Annotated in this window: 13 protein-coding genes; 6 read left to right on the top strand and 7 right to left on the bottom strand. The window is 69.0% G+C overall.

Translation table 11 applies throughout. The annotated features are described in order from the left end of the window. Nucleotides 1–2: 2 nt before the first annotated feature. Nucleotides 3–698 carry a GntR family transcriptional regulator gene (locus OO71_RS09400; protein ID WP_033289297.1) on the bottom strand — a complete coding sequence of 232 codons (696 nt, stop codon included), beginning with the start codon at nt 696–698 and terminating at the stop codon, nt 3–5. A 274-nt stretch (nt 699–972) separates the two neighbouring features. Between OO71_RS09400 and OO71_RS09395 the strand changes: the two genes are divergently transcribed. From OO71_RS09395 to OO71_RS09370, 6 genes are all read left to right on the top strand, one after another. Beyond that, nucleotides 973–1,692: an ABC transporter ATP-binding protein gene (locus tag OO71_RS09395; RefSeq protein WP_033289296.1), complete on the top strand. Its 720-nt coding sequence runs from the start codon at nt 973–975 to the stop codon at nt 1,690–1,692. Between the two features lie 95 nt (nt 1,693–1,787). Next, nucleotides 1,788–2,978: a branched-chain amino acid ABC transporter substrate-binding protein gene (locus tag OO71_RS09390; RefSeq protein WP_033289295.1), complete on the top strand. Its 1,191-nt coding sequence runs from the start codon at nt 1,788–1,790 to the stop codon at nt 2,976–2,978. Nucleotides 2,979–3,018: 40 nt separating this feature from the next. Then, nucleotides 3,019–3,897: a branched-chain amino acid ABC transporter permease gene (locus OO71_RS09385; protein ID WP_051791368.1), complete on the top strand. Its 879-nt coding sequence runs from the start codon at nt 3,019–3,021 to the stop codon at nt 3,895–3,897. Next, nucleotides 3,894–4,880 carry a branched-chain amino acid ABC transporter permease gene (locus OO71_RS09380; protein WP_033289294.1) on the top strand — a complete coding sequence of 329 codons (987 nt, stop codon included), beginning with the start codon at nt 3,894–3,896 and terminating at the stop codon, nt 4,878–4,880. The genes OO71_RS09385 and OO71_RS09380 overlap by 4 nt, the downstream gene beginning before the upstream one ends. After that, nucleotides 4,880–5,680 (top strand): ABC transporter ATP-binding protein, encoded by an 801-nt coding sequence (locus tag OO71_RS09375; RefSeq protein ID WP_051791367.1) that lies wholly within the window; start codon nt 4,880–4,882, stop codon nt 5,678–5,680. The genes OO71_RS09380 and OO71_RS09375 overlap by 1 nt, the downstream gene beginning before the upstream one ends. 6 nt (nt 5,681–5,686) lie before the next feature. After that, a complete protein-coding gene (locus OO71_RS09370; protein WP_051791366.1) occupies nt 5,687–6,337 on the top strand; it encodes a flavin reductase family protein in 651 nt (216 codons plus the stop codon). On the opposite strand, the gene OO71_RS09365 is transcribed toward OO71_RS09370, so the two are convergent. The 6 genes from OO71_RS09365 to OO71_RS09340 all read right to left on the bottom strand — a co-directional run bounded on the left by OO71_RS09365 (nt 6,338) and on the right by OO71_RS09340 (nt 12,606). Next, nucleotides 6,338–7,234: a TauD/TfdA dioxygenase family protein gene (locus OO71_RS09365; RefSeq protein ID WP_033289293.1), complete on the bottom strand. Its 897-nt coding sequence runs from the start codon at nt 7,232–7,234 to the stop codon at nt 6,338–6,340. Further along, a complete protein-coding gene (locus OO71_RS09360) occupies nt 7,231–8,556 on the bottom strand; it encodes an LLM class flavin-dependent oxidoreductase (protein WP_281178397.1) in 1,326 nt (441 codons plus the stop codon). The genes OO71_RS09365 and OO71_RS09360 overlap by 4 nt, the downstream gene beginning before the upstream one ends. Then, the gene (locus tag OO71_RS09355) at nt 8,553–9,401 is read right to left on the bottom strand and encodes an ABC transporter permease (RefSeq protein WP_033289292.1); all 849 of its coding nucleotides are present in this window, start codon (nt 9,399–9,401) and stop codon (nt 8,553–8,555) included. The genes OO71_RS09360 and OO71_RS09355 overlap by 4 nt, the downstream gene beginning before the upstream one ends. Then, nucleotides 9,398–10,186: an ABC transporter ATP-binding protein gene (locus OO71_RS09350; protein ID WP_033289291.1), complete on the bottom strand. Its 789-nt coding sequence runs from the start codon at nt 10,184–10,186 to the stop codon at nt 9,398–9,400. The genes OO71_RS09355 and OO71_RS09350 overlap by 4 nt, the downstream gene beginning before the upstream one ends. Further along, entirely contained in the window at nt 10,183–11,208 is a 1,026-nt protein-coding gene (locus OO71_RS09345; RefSeq protein ID WP_051791365.1) for an ABC transporter substrate-binding protein, read from the bottom strand. Before OO71_RS09345 ends, OO71_RS09350 begins: the two co-directional genes overlap by 4 nt. A gap of 177 nt (nt 11,209–11,385) precedes the next feature. Further along, nucleotides 11,386–12,606 carry an ROK family transcriptional regulator gene (locus OO71_RS09340; RefSeq protein ID WP_033289290.1) on the bottom strand — a complete coding sequence of 407 codons (1,221 nt, stop codon included), beginning with the start codon at nt 12,604–12,606 and terminating at the stop codon, nt 11,386–11,388. Nucleotides 12,607–12,615: the final 9 nt, after the last annotated feature.

Here is a 12,615-nt window from a genome sequence, read left to right as displayed (position 1 = left end):
GCTTACTCCGTGCTGTCGCCGGGAAATCCTGCGGTGAACACCTCAAGGGTGCGGGAAAGATCTTCCTTGAGCGCGGCTTCCGACGCAGCGCCGTCCCGGGCGCGGACGGCGTCCAGCAGCGAGCGGTGGTTCGCCAGCGTGTCCGCCATGGTCACCTTCGGCATGCGGTAGGCGACGCGCGCATACCGCTCCGTCGCCACCCGCAGGTTCATGATGCGGCGGACGAGCGACTCGCGGCCGGTCGCGTAGTAGTGCAGCTCGTGGAACCGGTGGTCGTACTCGTAGAACCGGTCGATGTCGTCCGCCTTGGCCGCGCGCTCCATGTCGGCCAGCAGCTCGGCCATCTGGTCGACCCGGTCCCCGGAAATCCGCTCCGCCCCGAGCCGGGCCGCGAACCCCTCGATGCCCACCCGCATCAGGTACAGCTCTTCGTATTCCTCGACGGTCAGCGGGGAGACCTGGGCACCGCGGAACGGATCGTTGCGCACGAGACCCTCGGTGGCCAGCAGCTGGATCGCCTCCCGCGCGGGGGTCTGGCTCACCCCGAGCCGCTCGGCGAGCTCCTGCGGGTTCAGCTTGGTGCCGGGAGGCATCCGCCCGCTCACGATCTCGCGCCGCAGTTCCTCCGCGACGACGTCGCGGGCGGTGAGCCGGCGGCGGCGGGCCGTCGCCCCCGGACCGGGTTCGGGCATGTTCATGATCTCTCCCCGGGTGCGCCGGCTGGCCGGCCGTGGACCCTGCATTATTCTTTGCACTCTATAGCCGGGACACGCGGCCCCGTCCCCGGACGGAACCACCGGACCGGCGGTGAATCCTGCGGTCAGCCGCACTTTACCGGCTGCCGTACGGGCCGATCATGATCGCCACTCCGCTGCCACGGTGCCTCACCTTCTCCCGCCGAGCCGGTTGCGGTCGGGATTATAAAATGTACTATACAGCGGCTAGAGGACTCTCCCATGGAGGTGGAGCCAGATGGCAGGCTTGATCGTCAGCAGCATCGAGGCCGGCTACCACCGGGGCCCCGCCGTCGTCCACGACCTGTCCTTGACGGTGCAACCCGGCGAAATCCTCGCGGTGGTCGGCCGTAACGGGGCGGGGAAGACCACCCTGCTGCGTGCGCTTTCCGGCCTGCTCCCCTGCCGGAAAGGCACGGTGCGGCTGGACGGCCGGGACCTCACCGGCCTGCCCGCGCACCGGGTCGCCCGCCGCGGGATGGCCCACGTCCCGGCCGGGCGGCGGGTGATCCCCGGGATGTCCACTTTGGACAATCTCAAGCTCGGCGGGTACCAGCACACCGGGTCCGCCGCACTCGCGTCCGCGGTGGACGAGGTACTGACCATGCTGCCCGCGCTGGCGAAGTGGGGCGCCCGGCGGGCCGGCACGCTCAGCGGCGGGGAACAGCAGCTCCTCGCGATCGGCCGGGCGCTCATGTCGCGGCCGGTGGCGCTGCTGCTGGACGAACCGCTGACCGGCCTGTCCCCCGCGTACCAGCTCGACGTGCTCGGGGAACTGGCCAAGATCGCCAAGGGGGGTACGGCGATTCTGCTGGTCGAGCAAAACGTCCGCAAAAGCCTGCGGATCGCCGGCCGGGGCATGGTGCTCGACGAAGGGCGCGTCGTCACCACCGGCACCCCGGAGGAACTGCTGACGCAGCAACGACTCGAAGACGGCTATCTCGGCGTGGGTGCCTGACCCGCAGCTCCAGTAAAACCCTCGAAGTGCAGTTCGACCGTCGCCGTGCCCTGCGACGTCCGGTCCCCCCATTTCCGATCACGACGGGAACACCGATGATGCGAACCAGCCACGGGCGCCGCCCGGCCCGCCTGTCCACCAAGATGACCGCCGCAGGCGCGCTCGCCGCGCTCGCGCTCGCGGTGACCGGATGCGGGGGCGGAGCCGGCGCCGCCAAGGATTCCGCGGTCACCATCGGATTGGCCGCACCCTATTCCGGTTCGGCCGCCTATTACGGGGAATGGCTCGACCAGGCGTGGCAGCTCGCCTTCGACGAGTTCGGCCACAACGTCAACGGCAGGGAAATCAAGCTGGCCAAGGCGGACGCGAAATGCGAGCCCTCCGCCGCCGTCGCCGCCACCCGCAGTGTACTGGCCGAGAATCCCCTTTCGATCATCACCATCTGTTCCGGCGACACCCGGGCCGCCTTGCCGATCGCGTCGGCGAAAAAGGTCCCCATCGTGTCCGGCAGCTACGACCCGTCGCTGACCGCGGAGGGGAACAAATACATCTTCCGGGTGCAGACCCACGACGGGGTCACCAACCAGGTCTACGGGAAATGGATTCTCGGCCGGGCGGGCCAGAACGCCAAGATCGGGGTCATCAGCGACACGACGCCGTACGGACTGGCCAACAACAAGACGATCACGGCCGGATTCGCCGCGGCCGGTGTGACCCCGGCGGCGAGCGCGACCTACGACTCCAGTGCGACCGATTACGCCGGGCAATTGCTCGCGCTCAAACGCGCCGGGGTGAACGTCGCCTACCTGGAGGGCTACGACCTGCAGGCGGCGCGGATCGTCAAGCAGGCGAACCAGCTCGGCCTCGACGCGAAGTTCTACTTCCCCACCACGGCGTCCAGCGACACGTTCCTGCAGACCGCCGGTACCGACCTCGCGAACAAGGTCATCTACTCGACCCCGTTCCTTCCCGAATGGTCCGACGCCGCGAAACAATTCAGCCAGAAATGGCAGAAACGGTTCGGCACCCTGCCGAATGCCGACTGCGCCTCGTTCTACACCATGGCGGTCACGATGCTGACCACGTTGCGCAACAACCCGGACGCCGGGAAATCGGCCGAGGCATTCACCACCGCTTACCGCAATATCAAGATCCCGAACCTGCCGATGGGCGACTTCGCCTTCGACCCGAACGGCGATCCGGTCAACCCGCTCGTGATTGCCGGAACGTGGGAGAACGGGCAGCGCAAACTCGTCGACGTCCTCCTTCCGGCACAGGCGAAATGACCATTCCCCGTTCCGGCGGCAGACCATTCGGCAGGTTGCGATGACGATCTTTCTCCAGACGATCATCAGCGCTATCGTGGCAGGTGCGGTCTACGCGCTCGTCGCGCTGGGGTTCTCCCTGATCTACCAGACGACCAAGCTGGTCAATTTCGCGCACGGCAGTATCGCGATTCTGGCGCCCTACGCGGCGTACAGCCTGCTGCGGGCCGGGGTGGGAATGCCGATCGCGGTGCTCGGCGGCGTGGTCGCAGCAGCCGCGCTGGCGTTCCTGATGGAGCGAGTGGTGCTCGTCCCGCTTCGCCACCGCCATCTCAGCGTGCCGATCCTGGCGACGGTCGCCGCCGCGATCGTGATCGAGGCGACGATCACCCTGGGATGGGGCAGCCAGCCGCGGTACCTCGCGGGGCTGGCGTCGGATCAGCCGTGGCGGATCGCGGGCCTGTCGATCACGCCCAACCAGGTCGTCATCGTCGCGATCGCCGGCGCGGTCGTCCTCCCCCTGTTGTGGCTCATCGCGAGAACGAAGATCGGCCGGGCGATGCGGGGCTGCGCCCAGGATCCCGAGGTGGTCACGCTGTTCGGGGTGAGCCCGGCCCGGATGTACCTGCTGTCGTTCGTGCTCGGCGGGGTGCTGGCCGGGCTCGCCGGGGTGCTGATCGCCCCGGTGACCGGGCTCCGGCCCACCGGTGGCCTGGAGCTGAGCGCGATCGGTTTCAGCGCCGCCGTGCTCGGCGGGCTGGGCAGTCTCACCGGCGCGCTCGTCGGCGGGTTCCTGATCGCGCTGATGGTCAGCCTGACCCAGGTGTACCTCAGCGCCGGATACGGGCTCGGCGTCGCGTACCTGGTCATGGTGCTCGTGCTCCTGGTGCGGGTGAAGGGACTGTTCGGCGACGACATCGAGGCGGTGCGCGAAGTATGAGCTCGATGACCCGGATTGCCGCTCAGGGCAAGCGAATCCAGCCGATCCTCAACCCCGTCGTCGTGGCAGCGGCCGCGGCGGTCTTCCTGGCCGCGGTGAGCGGCGCGGCCGACTCCACGCTGATGACGGTCGCGCTGGCCTGCGTGTACGCGATTGCGGCGCTCGGCCTCACCGTGGTGTTCGGGCTCGGCGGGATGCTTTCCCTTGCGCAGGCCGCGATCATGGCCGTCGGCGGGTACACGGTCGCGCTGCTCGCCGGTGACGCGATCGGGCCGCTGCCGGCGTTGCTGCTGTCCATTGTGGCCGGAGCGGCGGTGTCCGGGCTGAGCGGCATCATCGGCGCGCGGACGAAATCGCACTACTTCGCGCTCGCGACGCTCGCGCTGGCCGAATGCGTGCAACTGGTGCTGGTCAACGAAAGCACGGTCACCGGCGGTTCCAACGGCCACCCCGTCGCCGCCGGGTCGATCCTCGGCCTGGAACTGTCCGACCCGCGCCAGTTCGTCCTGCTGGCGGTGCCGCTCGTCGCGGCCAGTGGTTATCTGGTGCACTGCCTGCGAAAATCCCGTTTCGGGCTGGCGCTGAAGGCGGCGGCGAGAGACGAATACATGGCCAAGGCCACCGGCGTCGCCATCAACCGGGGCCGGGTGCTCGCGACGGTCGTCTCCGGCGCGCTGGCCGGTCTCGCGGGTGCGCTGCTGGCCCTGCTCAACGGGTACGTCGGACCGCAGGACTTCGACCTCGGCGCGGCGGTTCTGCTCCTGCTGATCGTGGTGTTCGGCGGGGCTTCCTCCAGCATCGGGACGGTGATCGCGGCGGTGGTACTGACCTATGTTTCGCTCGGCATGCTGGGACTCGCCGAGGCCAGCGGCCTGGTGTACGGGCTGGCCACGCTGCTGTTGCTGGTGCTGCTCCCCGGTGGGGTGGCGGGGGTAGGAAAAACGGCCTACCGCGCGATCCGGGCCCGGCGGAAGGAGTCCTGATGCTGGAAATCACCGACGCGCACGTCCGGTTCGGCGGCGCACACGTCCTCCGCGGCGTGTCCGTCACCGTCGAGCGGGGCCGGATCCACGGGCTGCTCGGGCCGAACGGGTCCGGCAAGACCACGTTGCTGAACGCGATCAGCGGGTTCGTCCCCTGCACCGGGTCCATCACGCTGGACGGCGAACAGCTGCACGGGCTGCCCGCGCACCGCAGGACGAACAAGGGACTCGGCCGCACCTTCCAGAACCCCAAGGCGCCGGACGACATGACCGTCGCGGACCTGCTGCGGCTGGGCGAACACCAGCTGCGGACCCTGCCGTGGCACACCGTCGCCTTCCGGCCGTGGAAGACCGCACGGGAGCAGCGGCTGTTCGCCGAGCGGTGCGCACAGGCGCTGACCTCCGTCGGCCTGAGCCCCGGCCTGCTCGATCAAGAGCTCGGCACGATCGCGAGCGGCGACCTGAAGATGATCGACATCGCCAGGGCGCTGATGTCCCGGCCGCATCTGCTGGCGCTGGACGAACCGACGTCGGGCATGAACGACGAGGAGATCGACATCCTGCTCGCCCGGCTGAAAGCCCTCCGCGAAACCGGGTTGACCGTGCTCATCGTCGAGCACAACGTCCGCGTCGTCACGGAAATCTGCGACCAGGTGACCGTGCTCGCCGCCGGGGGCATCCTGGCCGAAGGACCCCCGCGGGAGGTCTTCCGGCGCACCGATGTCATCGACGCCTACCTCGGCGAGGCCGACGGCGACTCACCCGACCCGGCCGGGTCCACCCTCGAAAAGACCGGATAGGCCCGCATGCCGTCAGTCGCCATTTCGGACCTTTCGCGGAAACACGTGTACAAACTGCTGACCGGCAGCGTGATCCCGCGCCCGATCGCGTGGGTGTCCAGCTTGGCCGCTGCCGGAACCTTCAACATCGCGCCGTTCAGCTTCTTCACCGTGGTGTCCTCCTTTCCGCCGATGCTCGGTGTGTCGATCGACAAGACGAAAACGGACGGGCGGGAAGGCAAGGACACGCTGCGCTGCGTCCGCGAAACCGGGGAGTTCGTGGTGAACATCGCGACGGCCGGGTTACTGCCCGCGCTGGTCACGACCTCATTGGAATTCCCCGGTTCCGTGGACGAGTTCGAGGTCACCGGCCTGACCCCGGCTCCCTGCGTCGCCATCGCGGCACCCCGGATCCGCGAAGCACCGGTGAGCTTCGAATGCACACTGCACACCGCGGTCGATCTTGGTTCCAGTGTCCTGATCATCGGGGAGGTGCAGCACGCGCATTTCCAGCCAGGGCTGGTCGACGACAGCTACACCGTGCGGCTGCAGCCGGTGGGGCGGATGCCCGGGCCGACTTTCTGCACCGAGCTGAACCAGGTAAGCGCCCCACCGTTGCCGGCCTCGGGCCTGCCCGGGCTGCCGCCGTGGGCCGCATCCCGGGGGCTGGCACCGTGACTACCCCACGGTCGTGTAGTGGGAAGCGTCGCCTTCCAGTGACGTGCTGGGCTCCCCGTCGGTGCCGACCGGGATGTCCCCCGCGACCGTCACGCGGTTCAGCCGCCGGGGGAGGTCGTCGTAGTTGTCGACCGCATAGTGCTGGGTGATCCGGTTGTCGAACAGCACCAGCTGGTTCGGTTCCCACGGCACCCGCACGATGTTCTCCGGCCGGGTCACGTACGACTGCAGCAGCCGCAGCAGGTCGCGGGATTCGCCGGTCGACAGGCCGACGATCCGCTGGGCGAAGCCGCCGACGTACAGGCCTCGCTCACCGGTCGCCGGGTGTACCCGGACCACTGGGTGCACGGTCCGGTACTTCCGCGAGACGAACTGGGCCCGCCGCTCCTTTTCCTTGTCGTCCACGGTTTCCGGGGCCTTGACGTAGTCGTAGTCGTTGGTGTGCACCGCGCGGAGAGTGTCCGCCAAAGCCCGCAACGGCTCCGGCAGGTCCCGGTACGCCGCGGCGGAGTTCGCGATCAGCGTCTCACCCCCGTACGGCGGCACGACGATGCTGCGCAGCGTGCTGGCCTTCGGCGGGTTCAGCACGAACGTGACGTCGGTGTGCCAGTTGTTGGCGCGGCCTTCCTCGCTGTCGACCGGCAGCACGCTGGGCGCGCCGTCCACCGACGGGACGGTCGGGTGGGCTTTCGTGAGCTCGCCGAAGTGGCGGGCGAAACGCTGCTGGCCTTCGTCGTCGAGCTCGACGTTCCGGAACAGCAATGCCTTGTGCGTGTGCAGTGCGTCGGTCAGGAAGGTGACCTGGCCGGGGTCCAGCTCACCGGCCGGGTCGAGGCCGACGATCTCGGCGCCGATCCTCCCGGTCAGCTTGCGGACGTCGGTGTCGATGGTGGTCATGCGGCGTGCTCCTTCACTCGGTTTCGGTTGACCGGCCGGGCGAGGCCGTAGTGCTCGCGGAGGGTGGTGCCGGTGTATTCGGTGCGGAAAAGCCCGCGCCTCCGCAGTTCCGGGACGACGAGGTCGACGAAATCGTCGAGCCCGCCGGGCAGGGTCGGCGGCATGACGTTGAAGCCGTCCGCCGCGCCATCGGTGAACCACTGCTCCAGTTCGTCCGCGATCTCGGCCGGGGTACCGGCGAAAACGCGGTGGCCGCGGCCACCGGCGAGCCGTTCGAGGAGCTGCCGGATCGTCAGGTTTTCGCGCCGGGCCAGTCCGACGACGAGCGCGAGCCGGCTCTGCGCGCCTTCGGTGAACGACCCGACCTCGGGCAGCGGGCCGTCCAGCGGGCTGCCGGTGAGGTCGTGGTCGAGCAGCGTCGAAAGCTGGTGGAGCCCGTACTCCGGCGTGATCAGCGAGTTCAGCTCGGCCGCGCGGGCCCGCGCCTCCTCGCTGGTCCGGCCGATGATCGGGGAAATCCCCGGCAGGATCTTGATCTCGTCCGGCGTGCGGCCGTACTTCGCCAGCCTGCCCTTGACGTCCTCGTAGAACGCCTTGCCCTCGGCGAACGTCTGCTGCGCGGTGAACACCGCCTCGGCGTGCCGGGCCGCGTACTCCTTGCCGGTTTCCGACGAACCGGCCTGCACCAGCAGCGGGTGGCCCTGCACCGGCCGTGCGATGTTCAGCGCCCCGTGTACCTGGAAGTGCTCGCCGCTGTGCTCGATCGGCCGGATCAGCCCGGTGTCGGCGTAGATCCCGCTGGCCTTGTCGAGCACCGCGGCGTCGTCGTCCCAGCTGTCCCAGAGTTTCTTGACGACCTCGACGAACTCGGTCGCCCGCGCGTACCGCAGCTCGTGCGCCGGACGGGCGCCGAGGTTGAAGTTGCGGGCCTCGTCCACGCCCGCCGAGGTGACGATGTTCCAGCCCGCCCGGCCGCCGGAAAGGTGGTCGAGCGACGCGAACTTCCGCGCCAGGTGGTACGGCTCGTTGTAGGTGGTGGACGCGGTCGCGATGAGTCCGATGTGGACGGTCGTCGCGGCGAGCGCGGACAGCAGGGTCAACGGCTCGAAGTGACTGTGCGAGTTGTGTTTGACGTTGCTCCACAGTGCGACGCCGTCGGCGAGGAACAGGGAATCCAGCTTGCCGCGCTCCGCGGTGCGGGCGATGTCGATGTAGTGCTGCAGTGTCCGTGCCCGGTGCGGATCCGTCGACGGATGCCGCCATGCGGCCTCGTGGTGCCCGTTCGGCATCACGAATGCGTTGAGATGCAACTGCCTGCTCACGGTTTCTCCTTCCCGCGCCACGTCGAAACCCGCCGCTCCAGCACGACGAAGCCTTGGTTGACGACCAGTCCGAGCACCGAGACGGCGATGATCCCGGCGTACATCTGGGGAATCTGGAAATTGACCTGGGTGGTGTTGATCAGGTACCCGAGCCCGGCCTTCGCGCCGACCATCTCGGCGGCGATCAGCACCAGCACCGAGTACGAGGCGGCCATCCGCAGTCCGGTGAACACCGTCGGCACCGCCGAGGGCAGGATCACCTTCCGGAACAGCCGCGGACTGGACAGCCCGAGCGAGCGCGCGGCCTTGACCAGCAACGGGTCCACCGAGTGCACCCCGGCGATCGTGTTGAGCAGCACCGGCCACACGCAGGCGTAGACGACCAGGCTCACCTTCGACAGCTCGCCGATGCCCAGCAGCAGCGTGAACACCGGCAGCAGCGCCAGCGCCGCGGTGTTGCGCGCCAGTTCCAGCAAGGGCTGGAGGAACCGGGCGACCGGGCGGTACCAGCCGATCAGCAATCCGAGCGGGACGGCGACGGCCACCGCGACGGCGAACCCGGCGGCCGAGCGGCCGATGCTCGCCAGGAGGTGGTCGGCGAGCTGCCCGTCGGCCGCGAGGCCCCACAGCGCCTGCAGGTCCTCGGACACCGGCGGCAGGAAGGTCCGGGTGTCCTCGCCGAGGACGAACCGGGGAACGAGCTCCCACACCGCCAGGAAAAGCACCACCGCGACCCAGCCGTGCGGGACGCGGCTCCGCACCCGCTTCCGCCGCTTCGGTTCCGCTCGCGCCGGGGTCCCGGCGGGGGCGGTGGGTCCGGTGGGTGCCTTCAGGGTGGTGGTCATCGCACGGCACTCCGTTCGGTCTCGGCGGCCTTTTCGACCTCTTCGTGCAGCAGTTCCCAGAGCAGATGCCGGTGCCTGCCGAACTCCGGGTCGGAACGCAGGTCACCGCCGCGGTCACCGAGGTCGATGTCGACGACCGCCTTGAGCCGCCCGGGACGGGACGTCAGCACGGCCACCCGCTGGCCCAGGTACACCGCTTCGTCGATGCCGTGCGTGATGAACACGATCGTCTTGCCGGTCCGATGCCAGATCCGCAGCAGTTCCTCCTGCAGCTGCTCGCGGGTCTGGGCATCGAGCGCGGCGAACGGCTCGTCCATCAGCAGCACGGCCGGGTCGTACGCGAGACTGCGGGCGATGGCGACGCGTTGCTTCATCCCGCCCGAAAGCTCGTGCGGATACCGGTCCTCGAACCCGGAAAGCCCTACCAGGTCGAGGTATTCGCGGGCCCGCTCCGCCCGTTCGCGTTTGCCGAGCGGCCCGCCTTCGAGACCGAACTCGACGTTGCCGCGTGCGGTGCGCCACGGAAAGAGCGCGTACTGCTGGAAAACCACGCCGCGGTCGAGGCCGGGGCCGATGACCGGGGCGCCGTCGATGAGCACCTCGCCGGACGTCGGCGTGGCGAGGCCTCCGAGCAGGTCGAGAAGCGTCGACTTGCCCGACCCGCTCGGCCCGACCAGCGCGAGGAACGTGCCGTCGGCGATGTCGAGGGTGATGTCGTCGAGTGCGGTCAGCGCGCCGAAGGTCTTGGTCACGCCGCGGATGCCGATTTTGGCCGGGGTGCTCATTTTCCGGCCGCCGGGGTCGCGCCGTCACGGTAGGGGTTGAACTCGTTGGTGTAGATCTTCGCCGGGTCGAGGGTGTCGCTCTTGATGAAGCCCTGTTCCCGCAGCCAGGGCGTCCAGCGGGCGTAGTCCTGGTCGCTGATCAGGCCGCCGTGGGTGATGGCGACGCTCTTCCAGTACTTGAGCGTGCTGGTGTCCTCGTTGCGGCCGCGCGCCTGGATGATCTTGGTGAAGCGGGCGATGACGTCCTCGCGGGGCGTGACCCGTTCCCACTCGATCGCGCGGGCGATCGCGGCGACGAACACCTTCGCCGTCTCCGGGTTCTTCTTGATGAAGTCCTTGCGCAGCACGTAGGACCCGCCGTTGTACGGGCCGAACGCGGCGACGTCGCTGAACAGCGCGCGGACACCGCCGGTGGCGACCGCGTGGTCCTGCAGGACCCCCTGCAGTGCGGCGACGTCGAGCTGCCCGTTGCGCAGCGCCTGCTCGGCGTTGACCGGCGGGATGACGACCAGCTGCACCTGTTTGATTTCGGCCTCGGACAGCCCCTGTTGCTTGAGCCAGGTGTCCAGGACGGCTTCGAGGTTCGCGCCGACGGTGTTGACCCCCACCTTCTTGCCGATCAGGTCGCGTGCGGTCCGGATCGGGCTGTCCTGCTTGGTGTAGAAGCCGAGGAACGTCTTGTCGTCCGAGCCGTAGTAGTTGACCACCGCCTTGACCGGGGCCCCGGCGTCGACGAGCTTGGCGATGGCACCGGAGAAGGCGCCGCCGAAATCGGTCTGGTCGGTGGCCGTGGACTGGATGTCCTGCGGGCCGCTGATCGTGTTGCCGACCCACTTCAGCTTGATCTTGCCGAAGTAGCCCAGATCCTCGGCGAGCTCGGCGAGGTTCACCGCGTTCGCGCCGCCCTGGTACCGCAGTTCGAGCTGCTCGGGCTGACCCGGGGCGCCGGTAGCGGTGGCCGATGCGCATCCCGAGAGCACCGACCCCGCGAGCAGGACGGTGGCGAGGGCGAAACCGGTCATTTTCGGCGAACGGGGTTTCGAGCGGGTTTTTCGGAGTGTGTGCACGGCGGCGCTCTTTCGGTTCGGGGATGCGGCGGCCGGCGCGAGGATCGCGTTTCACCGGCGGGGATACGCTCATTCTTCGGCGCCGCCGCGGCCGGCGTCAATTTTGCGCGGCCGTGAAATAACCCCGGCGATTCACGAAACGCGCGCCAGCAGCGGACCCAGCGGGTCCTCGAAAAGTGCGTCCAGCATCACGACACCGCCTGCGGTGGCCAGTTCGGTCCCGGGAAAGCTCGTCCCCACAACGGTTTCCTCGACGTCCCCGCAGGCAAGCGACCGGGTCCGGACCTCTTCCCGGATGATGGGAAGGCAGTCCGGCAGCTGCGCTACACTCCGGTCCACGAGAACGAGAATCTCCGGATTGAGCACGTCGATCAGCAATGCCGCAGCCTGTCCCACGAGCCGCGCCCGGTCGAAGAACAATTTCCGGGCAATAGGGTCGCCGTTGGCGGCGAGGGCGAGTAATTGCGGAAAGGATTCGTCCGCGAGCAATCCCATTTCGGCGCCGCGGCGCGCGAGCGTTTGTTCCGAAACGGCCGCTTCGAGGCAGCCGGCGCGCCCGCACCGGCACGGTTCGGTACTGCCGTCCACCGGCAGGTGGGCCACCGCGCCCGCCGCCGAACGCGGGCCGTGGTGCACGGTGTCCCCGGTCGCGAACGCGGCGTCGACCACATTGCCGGTGAAGAGCTGCACCACGCTCTCGCGGGACCGCCGTCGCCCGAGCAGCCGTTCCGCGCGCACCAGCGCCCGTGCGTGGCCGTCGATCTCGACGGCGAAACCGGTACCGGACGTCAGCAGCGCCCGGACGGGCACGTCCCGCCAGCCCAGCATCGCGTGCTCGACGACCGTGCCGGACGCCCGGTCCACCCAGCCGCCGGTGGCCACGCCGAGCCCGAGCGGCGTCCGGTCCGGCGCGTGCTCCAGCAGCAGGTCGTCGAGGATCTCGGTGGTACGGGCGAGCAGCTCCTCCGCACCGAGCCCGGCGTGCGGTTCTTCGTGCTGTACCAGGACATTGCCGCGCAGGTCGAGCAGCGCGACCGTGGCATGGTGCACGGCGAGGTGCACCCCGCAGACGACGTGCCGCCCGGTGTCGAGATCGACCGGGACGTGCGGACGGCCCGGCCCCTTCGGACCGGGCTCCTCCGGCAGTTCACGCAGGAGACCGAGCCGGATCAGCTCGACGGTGTGCCCGGTGACCGCAGCCGCGGACAGCCCGGTCCGCCGGGCGATGGCACTCCGGGCGATCGGTCCGTGATCGAGCACCGCGCGCAGGACCACGCTCGCGCTGGCACCGCGCCGGGGCCCGCGCGACAGTGTTCCTGGTAAATCCTCGGCCCCCACTCGCCGGGAGGTCATGAGGGGATC

This window comes from Amycolatopsis jejuensis, from assembly GCF_000717335.1.
Classification (GTDB): domain Bacteria; phylum Actinomycetota; class Actinomycetes; order Mycobacteriales; family Pseudonocardiaceae; genus Amycolatopsis; species Amycolatopsis jejuensis.
The sequence above is the reverse complement of the archived record's forward strand: the minus strand, read 5'-3'. Positions and strand labels throughout refer to the sequence as shown.